Origin of the sequence: Streptomyces sp. NBC_00190, assembly GCF_036203305.1 — a bacterium.
Lineage (GTDB): Bacteria > Actinomycetota > Actinomycetes > Streptomycetales > Streptomycetaceae > Streptomyces.
The window spans coordinates 2,364,873-2,384,512 of the sequence record NZ_CP108131.1 but is presented as its reverse complement, the minus strand read 5'-3'; the positions used below and the strand labels follow the sequence as shown (position 1 = coordinate 2,384,512).

The following is a 19,640-nucleotide window of genomic DNA, read 5'->3' as shown; positions in this document are numbered from 1 at the left end:
CGCTCGCCTCGTACGAGTGGAGGGGAAGATCACAGATGCCGGCCAAGCAGATGCTGCCGGGGCGGCGGCCGTCCGCCGTCAAGGCACAGGGCCGCAAGCGCCCCGCGGCGAGTGTGCGGCGGCCCGCCGGGCGCGGGCCGCTGGCCGGTCTGCGGCGCACGCAAGCGCACTTGCGCAAGGCCTGGGACCGCCCGCTCACGGCGTATTACCTGATCTTCGGCAGCTCGCTGCTCATCACCGTGCTCGGCCTGGTGATGGTCTACTCGGCCTCCATGATCAAGGCGCTCCAGCTCGGCCTGGGTGACGCGTACTTCTTCAAGAAGCAGTTCCTGGCGGCCCTGATCGGGACCGGACTGATGCTGATCGCCTCCCGGATGCCGGTCAAACTGCACCGGGCGCTGTCCTATCCGGTGCTCGCCGGCACCCTGTTCCTGATGGTCCTGGTCCAGCTCCCCGGGATAGGGGTCTCGATCAACGGCAACCAGAATTGGATCTCCCTTGGCGGTCCGTTCATGTTGCAGCCCAGTGAGTTCGGCAAACTGGCCCTGATCCTGTGGGGCGCCGACCTGTTGGCGCGCAAGGGCGACAAGGGACTGCTCAGCCAGTGGAAGCACCTGCTGGTGCCGCTGGTCCCGGTGGCCTTCCTGCTGCTCGGGCTGATCATGCTGGGCGGTGACATGGGCACCGCGATGATCCTAGGCGCCGTCCTGTTCGGCCTGCTCTGGCTGGCGGGAGCGCCGACACGGCTGTTCGTCGCGGTGCTGGCGTTCACTGGTGTGATCGTCGCACTGCTCATCAAGACGAGCCCGCACCGGATGGACCGGCTGGAGTGCCTCGGCGCGACAGATCCGGGCAAGAACGACCTTTGCTGGCAGGCCGTGCACGGGATCTACGCCCTCGCTTCGGGCGGATGGTTCGGTTCCGGTCTGGGAGCCAGTGTGGAAAAATGGGGACAACTACCCGAAGCCCACACGGACTTCATCTTCGCCATCACCGGGGAGGAACTGGGTCTGGCGGGGACGCTGTCGGTGCTCGCCCTGTTCGCGGCTCTAGGCTATGCGGGTATCCGCGTGGCCGGACGCACGGAGGACTCCTTCGTACGGTTTGCCGCGGGAGGCGTGACCACCTGGATCACGGCCCAGGCCGTGATCAACATCGGTGCGGTGCTCGGCCTGCTGCCGATCGCCGGGGTCCCGCTCCCGCTGTTCTCCTACGGGGGGTCGGCCCTGCTGCCGACCATGTTCGCGGTCGGACTGCTCATCGCCTTCGCGCGTGAGGAGCCGGCGGCGCGCGCGGCCCTCGCGATGCGGCAGCCGAAAACCGGCTGGAGGCGGACCGGGGTGAGATGGAAGTCGATGAGACGGCGCGTCAAGAAGCGTCCGTCCGGAGAGCGGTGAATTTCGGTGCATGTCGTACTCGCCGGTGGGGGGACCGCCGGCCACATCGAGCCGGCGCTCGCCCTCGCGGACGCCCTGCGCAGGCAGGACCCTTCAGTGGGCATCACCGCCCTCGGCACCGAGCGCGGACTTGAGACCCGCCTCGTGCCGGAACGCGGTTACGAGCTGGGCCTGATCCCCGCAGTGCCACTGCCGCGCAAGCCCACTCCGGAACTGATCACCGTCCCCGGGCGGCTGCGCGGCACGATCAAGGCCGCCGAGGAGATCCTCCTGCGCACCAAGGCCGACTGCGTCGTCGGCTTCGGCGGCTACGTGGCGCTGCCCGGCTACCTGGCCGCCAAGCGGCTCGGGGTGCCGATCATCGTCCACGAGGCCAACGCCCGGCCGGGACTGGCCAACAAGATCGGCTCGCGGTACGCGCACGCCGTCGCGGTCTCCACCCCCGACAGCAAGCTGCGCGGCGCCCGCTACGTGGGCATCCCGCTGCGGCGCTCGATCTCGACCCTGGACCGGGCCGCGGTCCGCCCGGAGGCGCGCGCCGCCTTCGGCCTGGACCCCAACCTGCCGACGCTGCTGGTCTCCGGCGGCTCGCAGGGTGCCCGGCGCCTCAACGAGGTCATCCAGCAGGTCGCTCCGACCCTCCAGCGCTCCGGGATCCAGATCCTGCACGCCGTCGGGCCGAAGAACGAACTGCCGCGTGTCGACAACATGCCCGGGATGCCGCCGTATGTGCCGGTACCGTACGTGGACCGGATGGATCTCGCGTACGCCGCCGCCGACATGATGCTGTGCCGCGCGGGCGCGATGACCGTCGCCGAACTCTCCGCCGTCGGGCTGCCCGCCGCGTACGTCCCGCTGCCGATCGGCAACGGCGAACAGCGGCTCAACGCCCAGCCGGTGGTCAAGGCCGGTGGCGGCCTGCTCGTGGACGACGCGGAACTGACGCCCGAGTGGGTGCTCAGCCAGGTCCTCCCGGTGCTGTCCGACCCGCACCGTCTGTACGAGATGTCCCGGGCCGCAGGTGAGTTCGGCCGCCGGGACGCCGACGACCTGCTGGTCGGCATGGTGTACGAGGCGATCGCGGCCCACCGGTCCCGCTGAGGCGGGTAGCCAAGACGCAGGAGGCGCATCAGTGGCCGGAGCGACGACCGCACAGCGTGGGAACCAGGGCTCCGGCCCGTCCGCCCGCAAGGGCAGCGGCTCTCCCAAGCCGTCCAAACCCCCGAAGTCGTCGAAGGGATCCGGCCCTCAGGGCCCCGGCAGGCGCCTGCGCCGGGGCCCTGCGCTCGCCTCGCTGGCGGCCGCGGTGCTCCTCGCCGCGGGCGGCACCTGGGCGTTCTACGGCTCCTCCTGGCTCCGCGTCGAGAAGGTCACCGCGACCGGCACCGAGGTGCTCACTCCCGAGCAGGTGCTGGCCGCGGCGGCCGTCCCGGTCGGCGCCCCCCTGGTGAGCGTCGACACCGACGAGATCGAAGGCCGCGTCCGCGGTCGCCTGCCCCGCATCGATTCGGTCGATGTGGTGCGGGCCTGGCCGCACGGGATCGGGCTGAAAGTGACGGAACGCAAACCCGTCCTGCTCATCAAAAAGGACGCCAACTTCGTAGAAGTGGACGCTTCGGGTGTGCGGTTCGACACGGTTCCGAAAGCACCCGCGGGCGTTCCGGTCCTCGAATTGAACGCGAAGCGGTCTCCGAGCGCCCGCCGCTTCGACGAGGAACGGCTGCTGCGCGAGGCCGTACTCGTCGCCGGCGCCCTCCCGGAACCGGTCGCCAAGGAGACGCTGCAGGTCAAGGTGGGTTCGTACGATTCGGTGGTGCTTGAGCTGACCCGGGGTCGGACCGTGGCGTGGGGGAGCGGCGAACAGAGCGACGCGAAGGGGCGGGCTCTGACCGCTTTGCTGAAGGCCGCGCCCAAGGCCGGTCACTTCGACGTGAGCGTCCCCACCGCCCCTGCGCTGTCCGGGAGTTGACGCCCGGTCCAACAGCGGAGCACCCTGGTTGGCCAGCGATACGGGTGATCACATAGGGTGAAAAGAAAAACGGGAGGTTCGGCGTGTTCGTTGAACACGCGCTACTTGTCGACTTAGTGTCCTGTTCGGAAGAGTCCAAGGAACAGACATACCCCTAACCCTAAACTTCAGGGTGAGGGTTCGGGTCGGCGCGTTCGGACCGTCCCCATTTCGGCATCAGTCGTCGCAACGCAGGCCGCGAGGCGACGACACGTAATCGAGGCGAGAGGCCTTCGACGTGGCAGCACCGCAGAACTACCTCGCAGTCATCAAGGTCATCGGTGTCGGCGGCGGTGGTGTCAATGCCATCAACCGAATGATCGAGGTCGGTCTCAAGGGCGTCGAGTTCATCGCCATCAACACGGACGCCCAGGCGCTGTTGATGAGCGACGCCGACGTCAAGCTCGACGTCGGCCGTGAACTCACCCGGGGCCTCGGCGCCGGCGCCAACCCGGCCGTCGGTCGCAAGGCGGCAGAGGACCACCGCGAGGAGATCGAGGAGGTCCTCAAGGGGGCCGACATGGTCTTCGTCACCGCCGGTGAAGGCGGCGGCACCGGCACCGGCGGCGCACCCGTCGTCGCCAACATCGCGCGCTCGCTCGGCGCCCTGACGATCGGTGTGGTCACCCGGCCGTTCACCTTCGAGGGCCGGCGCCGCGCGAACCAGGCGGAGGACGGCATCGCCGAGCTCCGCGAAGAGGTCGACACCCTCATCGTCATCCCCAACGACCGGCTGCTGTCCATCTCGGACCGCCAGGTCAGCGTGCTCGACGCCTTCAAGTCGGCCGACCAGGTCCTGCTCTCGGGTGTCCAGGGCATCACCGACCTCATCACGACCCCGGGTCTGATCAACCTCGACTTCGCCGACGTCAAGTCCGTGATGTCCGAGGCGGGCTCGGCCCTGATGGGCATCGGCTCGGCCCGCGGCGACGACCGCGCGGTGGCCGCGGCCGAGATGGCGATCTCCTCGCCGCTGCTGGAGGCGTCCATCGACGGCGCCCGCGGCGTGCTGCTCTCCATCTCCGGCGGCTCGGACCTCGGTCTCTTCGAGATCAACGAGGCCGCGCAGCTGGTGAGCGAGGCCGCGCACCCCGAGGCGAACATCATCTTCGGCGCCGTCATCGACGACGCGCTCGGCGACGAGGTACGGGTCACCGTCATCGCCGCCGGCTTCGACGGCGGACAGCCCCCGGCCCGCCGGGACAACGTCATCGGCGCCGCGTCCACGAAGCGCGAGGAGCCGGCCCCGGCGCCGGTCCGCGCGGCCGAGCCGGTCCGCCCGGCCTTCGGCGGCCTGGGTACGGTCACCCCCCGCGAGGACCCGCCGGCCCCGGTGGAGGTTCCGGTCGAGGCCCCCGCGCCGCAGGTCCCGACGGCCCGGCCGTACCAGGACAGCCCGGCCGAGGAACTGGATGTCCCGGACTTCTTGAAGTGACACCGGAGCAGCATCACGTGGGCGGCGCCCACTTCGCCTTCACCGACCGGTGGGGCGGGGTGAGCGCCGTTCCGTACGAAGAGCTCAACCTCGGCGGCGCGGTCGGAGACGACCCGGCCGCCGTTCTCGCGAACCGGGCGCGCGCGGCCCGGTCCCTGGGGCTCGAACCGGACCTGGTGGTCTGGATGAACCAGGTGCACGGCCGGGACGTGGCGGTGGTCGACGGTCCTTGGGACGCGCAGGCCCGGATCCCCTCGGTGGACGCGGTGGTGACCGCCCGTCGGGGCCTGGCCCTCGCCGTGCTCACCGCGGACTGCACGCCGGTCCTGCTGGCCGACCCCGTCGCCGGGGTCGCGGGCGCCGCCCACGCGGGCCGGCCCGGCCTGGTCGCGGGGGTGGTCCCCGCCGCGGTCGAGGCGATGGTCGCCCTCGGGGCGGAGCCCGGGCGGATCGTCGCCCGTACCGGACCGGCCGTCTGCGGGCGGTGCTACGAGGTGCCCGCCGAGATGCGGGACGCGGTATCCGAAGTGGTCCCGGCCACCCGGGCCGAGACGAGCTGGGGGACACCGGCGGTCGACGTGGTCGCCGGGGTGCACGCCCAGCTCGCGGAGGCGGGGGTGACCGGCAGTCTCCGGTCGGCGGTCTGCACACTGGAGTCGCGGGACCACTTCTCGTACCGCCGCGACCGGGTGACCGGGCGGCTTGCCGGATATGTCTGGTTGGAATAGGAAATGACGGACCGTAAGCCGGAACTCGCGGAGAACCTGGAGCGGGTGGAGGAGCGCATCGCGTCCGCCTGCGCGGCCGCGGGACGCGAGCGGGAAGAGGTGACGCTCATCGTGGTCACCAAGACCTATCCCGCGAGCGACGTACGACTGCTGGCGGAGCTGGGCGTCCGTCATGTTGCGGAGAATCGCGACCAGGATGCGGCCCCCAAGGCGGCGGCCTGCGCGGATCTGCCACTCAGCTGGCACTTCGTCGGCCAGTTGCAGACGAACAAAGTCCGTTCCGTGGCGGGATACGCGCATGTGGTGCAGTCCGTCGACCGTCCGAAGCTCGTGACTGCCCTCTCCGCGGCCGCTTCGAGCGCCGGCCGGGAACTCGGCTGCCTCGTGCAGATCGCCCTCGACGCAGAGTCGGGCGAGCGGGGGGCCCGGGGCGGGGCCGCGCCGGAGCAGCTCGCGGAGTTGGCGGACCTCGTCGCGGGGGCGCCAGGACTGCGGATCGACGGCCTCATGACCGTCGCCCCGCTGTCCGGTCCGTACGCGGGGCGCGAACAGGCCGCTTTCGAGCGGCTGGTGGAATTGTCATCCCGCCTGCGCGCGGACCATCCGGCTGCCACGATGGTGTCGGCCGGGATGAGCGCGGATCTGGAACAGGCCGTTGCGGCCGGTGCGACACATGTACGCGTCGGCACTGCGGTACTCGGCGCGAGACCCCGGCTCGGGTAACGTCGCCAAGAAAGTCGGACCACAGCAGAAAATATGGTCATTACCGCTGATGGGCGGGCAGACCACGTGGATCGCGGGCAGTTGGTGACATTCGTGACACAGCGGCACCTGCGACAGGGCGATCCACCACAGAGCGGAGGACTCGGAGAATGGCCGGCGCGATGCGCAAGATGGCGGTCTACCTCGGCCTCGTGGAGGACGACCGGTACGACAACCCGGGGTACGACCCCGACGACGAGTTCGAGCCCGAGCCGGAACCGGAGCGGGCCCGGGATCGGGACCGGGATCGCCGGCAACCCGTGCACCAAACGCCCGAACCGGATGAACCGGTACGAGTCGCACAGCCTCCGGCGCAGCGGGAACCCATCCCAATCCCGGCGGAAAACGTACGTCCTGCGCGAATTGCCCCCGTGGCGTCCATCACACCTGACCGCACCAACCTGGAGAAGAACGCCCCCGTGATCATGCCCAAGGTCGTCTCCGAGCGGGAGCCGTACCGCATCACGACGCTGCACCCCCGGACCTACAACGAGGCCCGTACCATCGGGGAACACTTCCGTGAGGGCACTCCGGTGATCATGAATCTCACGGAGATGGACGACACGGATGCGAAGCGTCTCGTGGACTTCGCCGCCGGTCTCGTCTTCGGCCTGCACGGCAGTATTGAACGCGTGACACAGAAGGTGTTCCTGCTGTCGCCTGCTAACGTCGATGTCACGGCGGAGGACAAGGCTCGCATCGCGGAGGGCGGGTTCTTCAACCAAAGCTAGACCGATCCGTCAGACACGGGACCGGGAACAGAGCGAGAAACGGGGAGAGGGAAGCGCGGGATGGGCGTCGCACTGCAAGTGGTCTACATCGCGCTGATGTGCTTCCTGATCGTGCTGATCTTCCGACTGGTCATGGACTACGTGTTCCAGTTCGCACGTTCATGGACGCCCGGCAAGGCGATGGTGGTCGTTCTTGAGGCCACCTACACTGTCACCGATCCACCGCTCAAGCTTCTCCGGCGTTTCATTCCGCCGTTGCGTCTCGGGGGCGTGGCACTCGACCTGTCCTTCTTCGTTCTGATGATCATCGTTTACATCCTCATCAGTTTCGTGAGCACCGCTGCGAGAAGCGTGTGAACGATGAGCTTCTCCGCGCGCGCGGGGACAGTCCCGATACGGTCTTGCCGACTGCCGACGACTACGTAGAGGTGAAGAAGACATGCCGCTGACTCCCGAGGACGTGCGGAACAAGCAGTTCACGACCGTCCGCCTGCGAGAAGGCTATGACGAGGACGAGGTCGATGCCTTCCTCGACGAGGTCGAGTCCGAGCTGACGCGCCTGCTGCGCGAGAACGAGGACCTGCGCGCCAAGCTGGCCGCCGCCACGCGTGCCGCCGCGCAGAACCAGCAGCAGCAGGGCATGCGCAAGCCGGAGCCCCAGGACCAGCGCGGCCCCGGTGCCCCCGTGCCCGCGGCCATATCCGGCCCGCCGCAGCAGCAGCAGCCGCAGATGGGCCCGCCGCAGCTCCCGGGCGGCCAGCCGCAGCTCCCGCCGGGCCCCGGCGGCCAGGGCCAGCAGGGCCCCGGCCCGATGGGCGGCCCCATGGGCGGTCCCATGCAGCAGCACCCCATGGGTGGCCCGCAGGGCATGGGCCAGCAGTCCATGGGCGGCCAGAACCCGCTCGGCCAGCAGATGCAGCCCATGGGCCAGCAGATGCAGCCGATGGGCCAGCAGATGCAGCCGATGGGCCAGCAGATGCACCAGCAGCAGCCGCAGCAGCTCCCGCAGCAGGGTCCCGGTGGCGACAGCGCCGCCCGTGTCCTGTCGCTGGCGCAGCAGACCGCCGACCAGGCGATCGCGGAGGCCCGTTCCGAGGCCAACAAGATCGTCGGCGAGGCGCGCAGCCGCGCCGAGGGCCTGGAGCGGGACGCCCGCGCCAAGGCCGACGCGCTGGAGCGGGACGCGCAGGAGAAGCACCGCGTCGCGATGGGCTCCCTGGAGTCCGCCCGTGCCACGCTGGAGCGCAAGGTTGAGGACCTGCGGGGCTTCGAGCGTGAGTACCGTACGCGCCTGAAGTCCTACCTGGAGTCGCAGCTGCGCCAGCTGGAGACCCAGGCCGACGACTCCCTGGCCCCGCCGCGTGGGCCCGCCGGTCCCGCGCTGCCGCCCTCGCCGTCTCCTTCCATGGCTCCGGCCGGTGCCATGGGCCACTCCATGGGCGGTCCCTCGATGGGTGGCCCGTCCCCCATGGGCGGTCCCTCCCCGATGGGCGCAGGCCCGTCGTACGGCGGCCAGCAGCAGATGTCCCCGGCGATGACCCAGCCGATGGCTCCGGTGCGGCCGGCCGCGCCGCAGCCGATGCAGCAGGCGCCGTCTCCCATGCGGGGCTTCCTGATCGACGAGGACGACAACTAGGCGCCGCCGCCGCGTCTGTCGGCAGCCGCTTCACGGGCCGGGCCCGGGTTCCCATCGGAACCCGGGCCCGGCCCGTTCGCGTACCCCGTGGTGCGTCCGGCGGAGGTCCGGGGGCCCTGCCCCCGGACCCCGCGCCTCGAACTCCCCCAGCTACCGCTGGGAGGTGCCCCCGGGCGGGGCTGGATCTGGCCGATGGCGGCTGCCTGGTGCGGTGGAAGGGCGGGCAGGGGACAGCGGAGAGGCCCGCACCCCCACGGGGGGTGCGGGCCTCTCCGGCCTGGGTTACGCCTTGCGGAGGCGGAACGTCAGGGACAGGGACTCGTCCGTGAACGGGTCGCCGTACGCGTCGTCGGCCGGGCCCTGCGCGTAGTCCGTGGACAGGACCTCGTCCGCGATGAGGGCCGCGTGGTCCGTCAGGGCCGTCACGACCTCCGGGGACTCGGAGGTCCAGCGCAGCGCGATGCGGTCGGCCACGTCGAGGCCGGAGTTCTTCCGGGCCTCCTGGATCAGGCGGATCGCGTCACGCGCCAGGCCCGCCAGCCGCAGCTCCGGGGTGATCTCCAGGTCCAGGGCCACCGTCGCGCCCGAGTCGGACGCCACCGACCAGCCCTCGCGCGGGGTCTCCGTGATGATGACCTCCTCCGGGGTGAGGGTGACCTGCTCCCCGTTCACCTCCACCGAGGCCTCGCCCGAGCGCAGCGCCAGTGACAGGGCCGCCGCGTCGGCCGCGGCCACCGCCTTCGCCACGTCCTGCACGCCCTTGCCGAAGCGCTTGCCCAGCACCCGGAAGTTCGCCTTCGCCGTGGTGTCCACCAGTGACCCGCCGACCTCGGAGAGCGAGGCCAGAGAGGAGACGTTCAGCTCCTCCGTGATCTGCGACTGCAGCTCCGGCGACAGGGCGGAGAAGCCGTTCGCGGCCACCAGCGCACGCGACAGCGGCTGGCGGGTCTTCACGCCCGACTCGGCCCGCGTCGCCCGGCCCAGCTCGACCAGGCGGCGGACCAGCAGCATCTGCTGGGACAGGGTCCGGTCGACCTGGGAGGCGTCCGCCTCCGGCCACGACGACAGGTGCACCGACTCCGGGGCCTCCGGGGTGACCGGGACGACCATGTCCTGCCAGACCCGCTCCGTGATGAAGGGCGTCAGCGGCGCCATGAGGCGGGTGACGGTCTCGACCACGTCGTGCAGGGTGCGGAGCGCGGCCGCGTCGCCCTGCCAGAAGCGGCGGCGGGAGCGGCGGACGTACCAGTTCGACAGGTCGTCCACGAAAGAGGACAGCAGCTTGCCGGCGCGCTGGGTGTCGTACGACTCCATCGCGTCGGTGACCTCGGTGACGAGGGTGTGCAGCTCGGAGAGCAGCCAGCGGTCGAGGACCGTGCGGTCCGCCGGCGCCGGGTCGGCCGCCGAGGGGGCCCAGCTCGACGTACGGGCGTACAGGGCCTGGAAGGCGACCGTGTTCCAGTACGTGAGGAGGGTCTTGCGGACGACCTCCTGGATCGTGCCGTGGCCCACGCGGCGGGCCGCCCACGGGGAGCCGCCGGCCGCCATGAACCAGCGCACCGCGTCCGCGCCGTGCTGGTCCATGAGCGGGATCGGCTGGAGGATGTTGCCCAGGTGCTTGGACATCTTGCGGCCGTCCTCGGCGAGGATGTGGCCCAGGCAGACCACGTTCTCGTAGGAGGACTTGTCGAAGACGAGGGTGCCGACCGCCATCAGCGTGTAGAACCAGCCGCGCGTCTGGTCGATGGCCTCCGAGATGAACTGCGCCGGGTAGCGCTTCTCGAAGATCTCCTTGTTTTTGTACGGGTAGCCCCACTGCGCGAACGGCATCGAGCCCGAGTCGTACCAGGCGTCGATGACCTCGGGCACGCGGACCGCGGTCAGGGAGCAGCCCTCGGCGGTGCAGGTGAAGGTGACGTCGTCGATGTACGGGCGGTGCGGGTCCAGGGCGGACTGGTCCTGCCCGGACAGCTCGCTCAGTTCCGCGCGCGAGCCGACGCAGGTGAGGTGGTTCTCCTCACAGCGCCAGATCGGCAGCGGGGTGCCCCAGTAGCGGTTGCGCGACAGCGCCCAGTCGATGTTGTTGTTCAGCCAGTCGCCGAAGCGGCCCTGCTTGACGGAGTCCGGGAACCAGTTGGTCTTCTCGTTCTCCCGCAGCATCGCGTCCTTGACGGCGGTGGTGCGGATGTACCAGGACGGCTGCGCGTAGTAGAGCAGGGCCGTGTGGCAGCGCCAGCAGTGCGGGTAGCTGTGCTCGTAGGCGATGTGCTTGAAGAGCCGGCCGCGCGCGTCCAGGTCGGCGGTCAGCTTCTCGTCGGCCTTCTTGAAGAAGACGCCGCCGACCAGCGGGACCTCCTCCTCGAAGGTGCCGTCGGGGCGGACCGGGTTCACGACCGGCAGGCCGTACGCGCGGCAGACCGCGAGGTCGTCGGCGCCGAAGGCGGGGGACTGGTGGACCAGACCCGTACCGTCCTCGGTCGTGACGTACTCGGCGTTCACGACGTAGTGGGCGGGCGCCGGGAATTCGACCAGCTCGAAGGGGCGCTCGTACGTCCAGCGCTCCATCTCCTTGCCCGTGAAGGACTCGCCGGTGGCCTCCCAGCCCTCGCCGAGGGCCTTCTCCAGCAGCGGCTGGGCGACGACGAGCTTCTCTTCGCCGTTCGTGGCCACCACGTACGTGACGTCCGGGTGCGCGGCGACGGCGGTGTTCGAGACCAGGGTCCAGGGGGTCGTCGTCCAGACCAGGAGGGCGGCCTGGCCGGCCAGCGGGCCGGAGGTCAGCGGGAAGCGGACGAAGACGGAGGGGTCGATGACCGTCTCGTAGCCCTGGGCCAGCTCGTGGTCGGACAGGCCGGTGCCGCAGCGGGGGCACCAGGGGGCGACGCGGTGGTCCTGGGTGAGCAGGCCCTTGTTGAAGATCTCCTTCAGCGACCACCACACGGACTCGACGTACTCGGGGTCCATGGTCCGGTAGGCGTCGTCCAGGTCGACCCAGTAGCCCATCCGGGTCGTGAGCTCGGTGAACGCGTCGGTGTGCCGGGTCACGGACTCGCGGCACTTCGCGTTGAACTCGGCGATGCCGTAGGCCTCGATGTCCTGCTTGCCGTTGAAGCCGAGCTCCTTCTCGACGGCGAGCTCGACGGGCAGGCCGTGGCAGTCCCAGCCGGCCTTACGGGCCACGTGGTAGCCGCGCATGGTGCGGAACCGGGGGAAGACGTCCTTGAAGACGCGGGCCTCGATGTGGTGCGCGCCGGGCATGCCGTTCGCGGTCGGCGGGCCCTCGTAGAAGACCCACTCGGGGCGGCCCTCGGACTGCTCCAGGGTCTTGGCGAAGGTCTTGCTCTCGCGCCAGAAGTCGAGGACGGCGTGCTCAAGGGCAGGCAGGTCGACCTGGGCGGGGACCGGGCGGTACTGCGGCGGTGTGGTCATGAGGCTGAACTCTTCCTCCGGCGGGGTGTCACTTCCGTCCGGAGGGACGAGAGCGCTGCTGCTCCCGCGGTACCACCCTCCTTGGCCTCCGGACGGATCCGGCGGCCCCCTCATTGGGGTGCGAAGCCGGTTCTACTCGCCGTACGGGACCCTGCGGGCGTCCGTGCGCGCTTTCTTCCGGCGGCTCCGGGGTGATCCTTCACATCGCGCTCGCCCCCGGGCTCTCACCGTCCCCGGGTCGCTCCTGGCTGCGTCCGACGCTACTCGTCCCCATCCATGCCTCTCGCTGGGCCCAGTGTACGGGGCCGGGGGGTGCCCGGCAGACCGGTTTACGGGGGCCCGCGCGGGGCCGGGCGCCGCGGCGTGGCGGGGGCGCGGCAGGGCCGCTCGTGTGACCCGAATGGGCCGACGCGCCGGTACGGACTCCTGTGGGGCGGGTGGGGCGGGTTACGGGGCTTCCGGATGGGCACAACGGATGCAGGTTGACCTCGCCGGATGCGTGCCCCGTTGCTGCGGGGCCGGTGCCGATTTATCGTTCCGGCACGAATCGCGAGCAAAGATCACAGTATGTGAAGGGGCCGCGGCCATGGTGGCGAAGAAGACCGCCGGTACTGCCGGGAAGGCGCTGGCCGAGGCACCGGCGAAGAAGGCGCCGACCAGGAGAGCGGGCGCCGCCGAGGCGGCCGCCGTCGACGCGGCACCGGCCGGGAAGGCGACCGCCGGGAAGGCGGCCACGAAGAAGGCGAGCACGAAGAAGGCGACCACGAAGAAGGCGACGACGAAGAAGGCGACCGCGAAGAAAGCGGCGGACGCCGTCGGGGCGACCGCCGTGAAGAAGACGACTGCCGTCGCGAAGCGGCAGGCCACGGCCAAGCCGGCCGGGGCCGAGGGGGCGGCGCAGGCCGCGAAGAAGACGGGAGTCCGCACAGTGGTTGCCAAGAAGAGCACCGGTACGGCGAGGAAGACGGCCGCGGCCGCGACCAGCGGGCTGCCCAAGGCGAGGGTCACGGCGGTCACCGCGCCCGGGGACCTCGCCGTACGGCCCGGGGAGGACCCCTGGACACCCCAGGAGGTCGAGGAGGCCCGCAGCGAGCTGATGAGCGAGGTGCTGCGGCTGCGCGCGGAGCTCGACGCCTCGGAGGTGGCCATCTCCGGCCTCATGCGGGATTCGGGCGACGGCGCGGGCGACGACCAGGCCGACACGGGCACCAAGAACATCACCCGGGAGTCGGAGCTGGCCCTGGCGGCGAACGCCACCTCGATGCTGGAGCAGACCGAGCGGGCCCTGGAACGGCTGGAGGCGGGCACGTACGGCCTCTGCGAGAACTGCGGGCAGCCCATCGGCAAGGCCAGGATGCAGGCCTTCCCGCGGGCCACGCTGTGCGTGGACTGCAAGCAGAAGCAGGAGCGGCGGCACTAGCCCGTGTCCGGGGCCCCGGGCGGGATTCCGGTGGGCCTCGGGCGGGCGGTGGGCCGGTGCCCTGACGTACCCTCGTGTCTCAACCTGGTTCGAGCTAGTTCGAGGGACTCACGTGGCAGAGGCGGAGCGCATCATCGGTACGCCGGAGGTCGGGGACGACGCCGAGCCTGAGTCCGCCGCGCCCAAGGGGCGCCGGCGGATCGTGGCCCTGCTGGTCGTGGCGGTGCTCGCGTACCTGCTGGACCTCGGCAGCAAGATGGTGGTCGTGGCGAAGCTGGAGCACCAGCCGCCGATCGAGCTCATCGGCGACCTGCTGAGGTTCGAGGCGATCCGCAACCCCGGCGCCGCCTTCGGCTTCGGCGAGGCCTTCACGATCATCTTCACCTGCATCGCGGCCACCGTGATCGTGGTGATCGTGCGGCTGGCGCGCAAGCTCTACAGCCTGCCGTGGGCGATCGCGCTGGGCTTGCTGCTGGGCGGCGCGCTGGGCAACCTCACCGACCGGATCTTCCGTTCGCCGGGGGTGTTCCAGGGCGCGGTCGTCGATTTCATCGCCCCGGCCCACTTCGCCGTCTTCAACCTCGCCGACGCGGCGATCGTGTGCGGCGGCATCCTGATCGTCCTGCTGTCGTTCAAGGGTCTGGACCCGGACGGGACCGTCCACAAGGACTGATCGCGGGAATGCTCTTCTGCCGAGTCCTGCATACTCGACGGGTGAGTACGATTCCCGAGATCCGCACCCTGCCCGTTCCCGATGGCCTCGAGGGCGAGCGCGTCGACGCCGCCATCGCCCGTATGTTCGGTTTTTCCCGGACGAAGGCGGCCGAACTGGCGGCCGAGGGGAAGGTGGCGGTCGACGGCAGCGTCGTCGGGAAGTCCGAGCGTGTGCACGGCGGCGCCTGGCTCGAAGTCGAGATGCCCGCGCCGCCGCGGCCGGTCGAGGTCGTCGCCGAGCCCGTCCCGGGCATGGAGATCGTCCATGACGACGACGATATCGTCGTCATCATGAAGCCGGTGGGCGTCGCCGCCCACCCGAGCCCCGGCTGGACCGGCACCACCGTCATCGGCGGCCTCGCCGCGGCCGGCTACCGGATCTCCACCTCCGGCGCGGCCGAGCGCCAGGGCATCGTGCACCGCCTCGACGTCGGCACCTCCGGCCTGATGGCCGTCGCGAAGTCGGAGCGCGCCTACACCTCGCTGAAGAACCAGTTCCGCGAGCGGATCGTCGACAAGCGCTACCACGCGCTGGTCCAGGGGCACCCCGACCCGATGAGCGGCACGATCGACGCGCCGATCGGCCGGCACCCGAGCGCGGACTACAAGTGGGCCGTGACCCAGGAGGGCAAGGCCTCCGTCACGCACTACGACCTGATCGAGGCCTTCCGCGCGGCCTCGCTGCTGGACATCAAGCTGGAGACCGGCCGCACGCACCAGATCCGCGTGCACATGTCCGCACACCGGCACCCCTGCGTCGGCGACCTGACCTACGGCGCCGACCCGACCGTCGCCAAGCGGCTGGGGCTGACCCGCCAGTGGCTGCACGCCGTGCGGCTCGGCTTCGAGCACCCGTCGGACGGGCAGTGGGTCGAGTTCGAGAGCACCTACCCGGCCGACCTCCAGCACGCGCTGGACGTGATCCGGGCGGAGAGCGAGTGACCACGTCCGTCGAGGTCCGGGTCGCCGTCGGCGAGGCCGACATGGCGGCCTGCTTCGAGGTCCGGACCGAGGTGTTTGTGGTCGAGCAGTCCGTCCCGGAGTCGATCGAGTACGACACGTACGACGCGGATGCGGTGCACGTACTGGCCGTCGGGCCGGACGGGGTGCCGCTGGGCACGGGGCGGTTGCTGCACGGGGCCGGCGCGCTGGGCAAGACGGGTGACCTGACGGTCGGCTCGCTGGGCCGGCTGGCCGTCGCCAAGTCCGCGCGCGGGCTGGGCGTGGGTGTCGCCCTGGTGCGCGCGATCGAGGCGGAGGCGGGGCGGCTCGGCCTCGCGGCCGTGGATCTGGGCGCACAGACGCATGCGCTCGGCTTCTACGAGCGGCTCGGCTACGAGGCCTACGGCCCGGAGTTCGAGGACGCGGGCATCCCGCACCGCTCGATGCGGCGCACCCTCCCGTAGTCACCCACCCTGAGGCCGGGCGGAGCCCGACACGGCGGGGCGCGCGCCTCACCGCGCGAGCCGAGCGCGGCGGGCTGGCAGGGTGGGGGAGTGGATCAGCTTGCTCTGCTGTTCGTGCTGCTGCTCGGGGCCGTGGTCACCGTGCCGCTCGGGGACCGGCTCGGGCTGCCCGCGCCCGTACTCATGACCATCGGCGGGGTGGTCCTCGCGCTGCTGCCGTTCGTGCCCGACGTCGACATCCCGCCCGAGTTCATCCTGCCGCTGGTGCTGCCGCCGCTGTTGTACGCCTCCGCGCAGCGCACCTCCTGGCGGCAGTTCGCCGCCAACGTCCGGCCCATCCTGCTGCTCGCCGTGGCCCTGGTGTTCGTCACGACCGCCGCCGTGGCCGCCGTCGCGAACGCCGTGGTGCCGGGGCTGCCGATCGCCGCCGCCGTCGCGCTCGGCGCGCTGGTCGCCCCGCCCGACCCGGTGGCCGCCACCGCCGTCGCGGGTTCGCTCGGCCTGCCCCGCCGGATGGTGTCGATCCTGGAGGGCGAGGGCCTCTTCAACGACGTCACCGCCATCGTGCTCTACCACGTGGCCGTCGGCGCGGTCGTCAGCGGCAGCTTCTCCTGGCCCGCTGCGCTGGGGGAGTTCGTCCTGTCCGCCGTCGTCGCCGTGCTGGTCGGACTGGCCCTCGGCTGGACGGCCGGCCGGCTCATGGGGCGGCTCGGCGACGCCACGCTCCAGATCGGGCTGACGCTGCTGGTGCCGTTCGTGTCGTACGTGGTGGCGGAGGAACTCCACGGATCGGGGGTGCTGGCCGTCCTGACGACGGCCCTGTTCCTCGCCGAGTACGCGAACGACGCCGACGACGTGCTGGGCCGGCTCGCCGGGCACACCTTCTGGGAAGTCGTCGACATGCTGGTCACGGGCGTGGCGTTCGGGCTGATCGGGCTGGAGCTGCACAACGTGTTCGCCGCGGCGGGCGGCCGCGAAGCGGAGATGGCCGGGTGGGCGGCGGTCGTGATCGCGGTGGTGGTCGGGGTACGGCTGGTGTGGCTGCTCCCGGCGGGCTGGCTCGCGCAGAAGCTGCACACGCTGCGCGACTACGACGAGGAGATCCCGCTGAGCTGGCGGGAGAGCGTGGTCATGTGGTGGGCCGGGATGCGGGGGGTGGCCTCGGTGGCTCTGGCCCTCGCCATCCCCTTGCGGACGGACGCGGGTGAGCCCTTCCCCGCGCGGGACCAGATCATCTTCATCGCCTTCGCCGTGATCATGGCGACGCTGGTCCTGCAGGGTCTGACCCTGCCGTGGCTGGTGCGGCGGCTGGGGGTCGAATCCGACACGGACGCGGAGCGGGAGACCGAGCGGCAGCTGGCGATCCGCGCCGCGAAGGCCGCGAAGCGGCGGCTGAGGGAGATCGAGGAGGTGGAGGATCTGCCCGAGGACCTGGTGGAGACGCTGTACCGGCGCGCGTACGACGTGGGCGCCCGCATCAGCCCCGACATGGTCGACGAGGAGCGGCGGGAGGCGTACGCGCAGCGGGTGGAGCGGATCCGGGACGTCCAGCGGATCCAGCGCGAGATGATGTCGGCCGCCCGCCACGAGGTGCTGTCCGCGCGCAGCGAACCCGGCTCCGATCCGGAGATCGTGGACCGGGTGCTGCGGCATCTGGACGTGCGGAGCCTGCGCAGTCCCTAAGCGGCCTCGGGCACGTGCCCTACTTCCCCGAGGCCGCTTAGGCGACGCTTAGGCGTACCGGCCTTCCGGTGCGCCGGGGATCAGACCTGGTAGCGGTCCGGGGCGAAGAGGTGCGGGTTCGCCGCGATCCACTCCGAGGTGCGGCGCAGGCCCTGTGCCAGGGAGACCTCCGGCTTCCAGCCCGCCCAGTCGCGGGCGCGGGAGTTGTCCGAGAGCAGGCGGTGGACCTCGCTGCCCGACGGCCGCAGCCGGGTCGGGTCCACGACCACCTCCGCGTCCCGCCCCGAAGCCGTGATCAGGGCACGCGCCAGGTCGCCGACGGAGATCTCCTCGCCCGTGCCGAGGTTGACCACCTGGCCCAGCGCCCGGTCGCACTGCGCCACCGCGAGGAAGCCCTCGGCCGTGTCCGTCACGTACGTGAAGTCGCGGGTCGGGGTGGTCGACCCCAGGCGGATCTCACGGGAGCCCGCGTGGAGCTGGGCCAGGATCGTCGGGATGACGGCGCGGGCCGACTGGCGCGGGCCGTAGGTGTTGAAGGGCCGCACCACCGTCACCGGCAGCTCGAAGGCGTGGTGGAAGGAGAGCGCCATCATGTCCGCGCCGATCTTCGACGCGGAGTACGGGGACTGCGGCTGCAGCGGGTGGCTCTCGGCGATGGGGGCCGTCAGGGCCGTCCCGTAGACCTCGCTGGTGGAGGTGTGCACGAGGCGGCGTACGCGGTGGCGGCGGCAGGCCTCCGCCACGTTCTGCGTGCCGGTGACGTTCGTCTGCACGTACGCGCCCGGCGAGGCGTAGCTGTACGGGATCCCGATCAGCGCCGCCAGGTGGAAGACCGTGTCGCAGCCGGCCACCGCGTCGCTGACCCGGCCCGCGTCGCGGACGTCGCCCGCCCACATCTCCACCGGGCCGTCCGGGTCCGCGAGGTAGCGCGCCAGGTGGCCCTTCTCGGCGTAGGGCTTGTAGTGCACGAAGGCGCGCACCCGGGCACCCCGGGACACCAGCAGGTCCACCAGCGTCGAGCCGATGAAGCCCTCGGCGCCGGTGACCAGGACCGTACGGCCGTTCCAGTCGTTCCAGTCGTTCATGTTCATACTCGCTCCAAGGCGGGAAGAGGGACGCCGGCCACGCGGAGGACCTCCGCGGCCAGCAGTTCGGCGGCCCGCGCGTGCGGGCCGGGGTCGGCGGCGCCGGCCATCGTCGGCAGCCGGGCCGGGTCGGCCAGCAGCGGGCCGATGAGACCGGCGAGGCGCTCGGCGGTGGTCTCGGCGTCGGGCAGCAGCAGTCCGGCGCCCGTGTCGGACAGGACCCGGGCGTTGTGGGTCTGGTGGTCGCCCGGGGCGTACGGGTAGGGGACGAGGACGGACGGCACTCCCGTCGCCGCGAGCTCCGCGACCGTCGCCGAACCCGCCCGGCACACCACCAGGTCGGCGGCGGCGTACACCAGGTCCATCCGGTCCAGGTACGGCAGTGCCAGCGCGACCCGGTGCCCGCCTGACGCCGCGAGCTCGGCCACGGTGTCCGCCAGCGCGGCCGGACCCGTCTTGACCAGCAGCTGTACGTCGCCCCGGTGCTGCCAGAGCCCGGCCAGCCCGGTGGCCGCCCGGGTGAGGCGGACCGCGCCCAGGCTGCCGCCGTTGAAGACGACCAGCCGCCGCCCGCCCGGGACCCCGAGGGCCCGCCGGGCCTCCGCGCGCAGCGCCGACCGGTCCGGTCCGGAGAGTTCCGCGAGGCCGGCGAGGGCCGCGGAGATCGGCATTCCGGTGGTCAGCGCCCGCGCCCCGCCCGCCAGATGCCGCCGGCTGCGGTCGAAGGCCACCGCGACGTGCGGGGTGAGCCGGGCCGCGAACCGGTTGGCGCGGCCGGGTACCGCGTTGGACTCGTGGATCACGGCCGGCAACCCCGCCAGCCGGGCCCCGAGCACTGCGGGCGCACTCGGATAGCCGCCCATGCCGACGACGACGTGCGCGCCCTGCGCCCGGATCACGGAACGGGCCTGGTGCGCCGAGCGCAGCAGAGCCGCGGGCAGCAGGTACCGCTTCGCGCCCAGCGCCGGGTCGAAGGGGATCATGTCGACGGTGTGCAGGCGGTGGCCGGCCCCCGGGATCAGCTCGGTCTCCAGGCCCCGCTCGGTCCCGATGAACGAGACCACGGCGCCGGGCACGGCCGCGCGCAGCGCCTCGGCGAGGGCCAGACCCGGGTAGATGTGGCCGCCGGTGCCGCCCGCACCGATGACGACGGAGAGTGCCGCAGGTGTGTGTCGAGTGGTCATGGACGCACACTCGCGGTGCGCT

At 71.3% G+C, this 19,640-nt stretch carries 17 protein-coding genes; 14 read left to right on the top strand and 3 right to left on the bottom strand.

What is annotated here, in order from left to right; all coding sequences use genetic code 11:
* Window positions 1-35 precede the first annotated feature (35 nt).
* The 9 genes from ftsW (at window position 36) to OG429_RS11595 (ending at window position 8,697) form a co-directional block, all read left to right on the top strand.
* Window positions 36-1,397, top strand: coding sequence for a putative lipid II flippase FtsW (gene ftsW / locus OG429_RS11635; protein WP_328925233.1), 1,362 nt, complete (start codon window positions 36-38; stop codon window positions 1,395-1,397).
* A 6-nt stretch (window positions 1,398-1,403) separates the two neighbouring features.
* Window positions 1,404-2,498: an undecaprenyldiphospho-muramoylpentapeptide beta-N-acetylglucosaminyltransferase gene (murG, locus tag OG429_RS11630; RefSeq protein ID WP_328925232.1), complete on the top strand. Its 1,095-nt coding sequence runs from the start codon at window positions 1,404-1,406 to the stop codon at window positions 2,496-2,498.
* A 31-nt stretch (window positions 2,499-2,529) separates the two neighbouring features.
* Window positions 2,530-3,366, top strand: a complete 837-nt coding sequence (locus OG429_RS11625; protein ID WP_405680043.1) for a cell division protein FtsQ/DivIB — start codon at window positions 2,530-2,532, stop codon at window positions 3,364-3,366.
* A gap of 277 nt (window positions 3,367-3,643) precedes the next feature.
* Window positions 3,644-4,840 (top strand): cell division protein FtsZ, encoded by a 1,197-nt coding sequence (gene ftsZ, locus OG429_RS11620; protein WP_328925231.1) that lies wholly within the window; start codon window positions 3,644-3,646, stop codon window positions 4,838-4,840.
* A complete protein-coding gene (pgeF, locus tag OG429_RS11615; RefSeq protein WP_405680044.1) occupies window positions 4,837-5,568 on the top strand; it encodes a peptidoglycan editing factor PgeF in 732 nt (243 codons plus the stop codon). Before ftsZ ends, pgeF begins: the two co-directional genes overlap by 4 nt.
* Window positions 5,569-5,571: 3 nt before the next feature.
* On the top strand, window positions 5,572-6,291 hold the full coding sequence (locus tag OG429_RS11610; protein WP_328925229.1) for a YggS family pyridoxal phosphate-dependent enzyme: 720 nt from the start codon (window positions 5,572-5,574) through the stop codon (window positions 6,289-6,291).
* A gap of 149 nt (window positions 6,292-6,440) precedes the next feature.
* Complete coding sequence (locus OG429_RS11605) at window positions 6,441-7,061, top strand: cell division protein SepF (RefSeq protein WP_328925228.1); 621 nt, start codon at window positions 6,441-6,443, stop codon at window positions 7,059-7,061.
* A gap of 60 nt (window positions 7,062-7,121) precedes the next feature.
* Complete coding sequence (locus tag OG429_RS11600; protein ID WP_030155988.1) at window positions 7,122-7,418, top strand: YggT family protein; 297 nt, start codon at window positions 7,122-7,124, stop codon at window positions 7,416-7,418.
* A gap of 82 nt (window positions 7,419-7,500) precedes the next feature.
* On the top strand, window positions 7,501-8,697 hold the full coding sequence (locus OG429_RS11595) for a DivIVA domain-containing protein (protein ID WP_328925227.1): 1,197 nt from the start codon (window positions 7,501-7,503) through the stop codon (window positions 8,695-8,697).
* 282 nt (window positions 8,698-8,979) lie between these two features.
* Here the strand turns inward: OG429_RS11595 and ileS are convergent, their stop codons facing one another.
* Window positions 8,980-12,126, bottom strand: coding sequence for an isoleucine--tRNA ligase (ileS, locus tag OG429_RS11590; RefSeq protein ID WP_328925226.1), 3,147 nt, complete (start codon window positions 12,124-12,126; stop codon window positions 8,980-8,982).
* A gap of 586 nt (window positions 12,127-12,712) precedes the next feature.
* Between ileS and OG429_RS11585 the strand changes: the two genes are divergently transcribed.
* The 5 genes from OG429_RS11585 (at window position 12,713) to OG429_RS11565 (ending at window position 17,349) form a co-directional block, all read left to right on the top strand.
* Window positions 12,713-13,546 (top strand): TraR/DksA family transcriptional regulator, encoded by an 834-nt coding sequence (locus tag OG429_RS11585; RefSeq protein ID WP_328925225.1) that lies wholly within the window; start codon window positions 12,713-12,715, stop codon window positions 13,544-13,546.
* Window positions 13,547-13,658: 112 nt separating this feature from the next.
* A complete protein-coding gene (lspA, locus tag OG429_RS11580; RefSeq protein ID WP_328925224.1) occupies window positions 13,659-14,219 on the top strand; it encodes a signal peptidase II in 561 nt (186 codons plus the stop codon).
* Between the two features lie 41 nt (window positions 14,220-14,260).
* Entirely contained in the window at window positions 14,261-15,202 is a 942-nt protein-coding gene (locus OG429_RS11575; RefSeq protein WP_328925223.1) for an RluA family pseudouridine synthase, read from the top strand.
* A gap of 41 nt (window positions 15,203-15,243) precedes the next feature.
* Window positions 15,244-15,666, top strand: a complete 423-nt coding sequence (locus tag OG429_RS11570; RefSeq protein WP_328930237.1) for a GNAT family N-acetyltransferase — start codon at window positions 15,244-15,246, stop codon at window positions 15,664-15,666.
* A 90-nt stretch (window positions 15,667-15,756) separates the two neighbouring features.
* Window positions 15,757-17,349: a Na+/H+ antiporter gene (locus OG429_RS11565; RefSeq protein ID WP_328925222.1), complete on the top strand. Its 1,593-nt coding sequence runs from the start codon at window positions 15,757-15,759 to the stop codon at window positions 17,347-17,349.
* 80 nt (window positions 17,350-17,429) lie between these two features.
* On the opposite strand, the gene OG429_RS11560 is transcribed toward OG429_RS11565, so the two are convergent.
* Together OG429_RS11560 and OG429_RS11555 are read right to left on the bottom strand one after the other, a co-directional pair.
* Entirely contained in the window at window positions 17,430-18,440 is a 1,011-nt protein-coding gene (locus OG429_RS11560; protein ID WP_328925221.1) for an SDR family NAD(P)-dependent oxidoreductase, read from the bottom strand.
* Window positions 18,437-19,618: a UDP-N-acetylglucosamine--N-acetylmuramyl-(pentapeptide) pyrophosphoryl-undecaprenol N-acetylglucosamine transferase gene (locus tag OG429_RS11555; protein WP_328925220.1), complete on the bottom strand. Its 1,182-nt coding sequence runs from the start codon at window positions 19,616-19,618 to the stop codon at window positions 18,437-18,439. Before OG429_RS11555 ends, OG429_RS11560 begins: the two co-directional genes overlap by 4 nt.
* Window positions 19,619-19,640: the final 22 nt, after the last annotated feature.

What these genes read in the sequence shown, in the direction of transcription:
- OG429_RS11605 (WP_328925228.1), top strand. Translation starts at nt 6,441, where the DNA reads ATGGCCGGCGCGATGCGCAAGATGGCGGTCTACCTCGGCCTCGTGGAG.
- OG429_RS11600 (WP_030155988.1), top strand. Translation starts at nt 7,122, where the DNA reads ATGGGCGTCGCACTGCAAGTGGTCTACATCGCGCTGATGTGCTTCCTG.
- OG429_RS11585 (WP_328925225.1), top strand. Translation starts at nt 12,713, where the DNA reads ATGGTGGCGAAGAAGACCGCCGGTACTGCCGGGAAGGCGCTGGCCGAG.
- OG429_RS11555 (WP_328925220.1), bottom strand. Translation starts at nt 19,618, where the DNA reads ATGACCACTCGACACACACCTGCGGCACTCTCCGTCGTCATCGGTGCG.
- OG429_RS11610 (WP_328925229.1), top strand. Translation starts at nt 5,572, where the DNA reads ATGACGGACCGTAAGCCGGAACTCGCGGAGAACCTGGAGCGGGTGGAG.
- ileS (WP_328925226.1), bottom strand. Translation starts at nt 12,126, where the DNA reads ATGACCACACCGCCGCAGTACCGCCCGGTCCCCGCCCAGGTCGACCTG.
- ftsW (WP_328925233.1), top strand. Translation starts at nt 36, where the DNA reads ATGCCGGCCAAGCAGATGCTGCCGGGGCGGCGGCCGTCCGCCGTCAAG.
- OG429_RS11560 (WP_328925221.1), bottom strand. Translation starts at nt 18,440, where the DNA reads ATGAACATGAACGACTGGAACGACTGGAACGGCCGTACGGTCCTGGTC.
- OG429_RS11570 (WP_328930237.1), top strand. Translation starts at nt 15,244, where the DNA reads ATGGCGGCCTGCTTCGAGGTCCGGACCGAGGTGTTTGTGGTCGAGCAG.
- OG429_RS11595 (WP_328925227.1), top strand. Translation starts at nt 7,501, where the DNA reads ATGCCGCTGACTCCCGAGGACGTGCGGAACAAGCAGTTCACGACCGTC.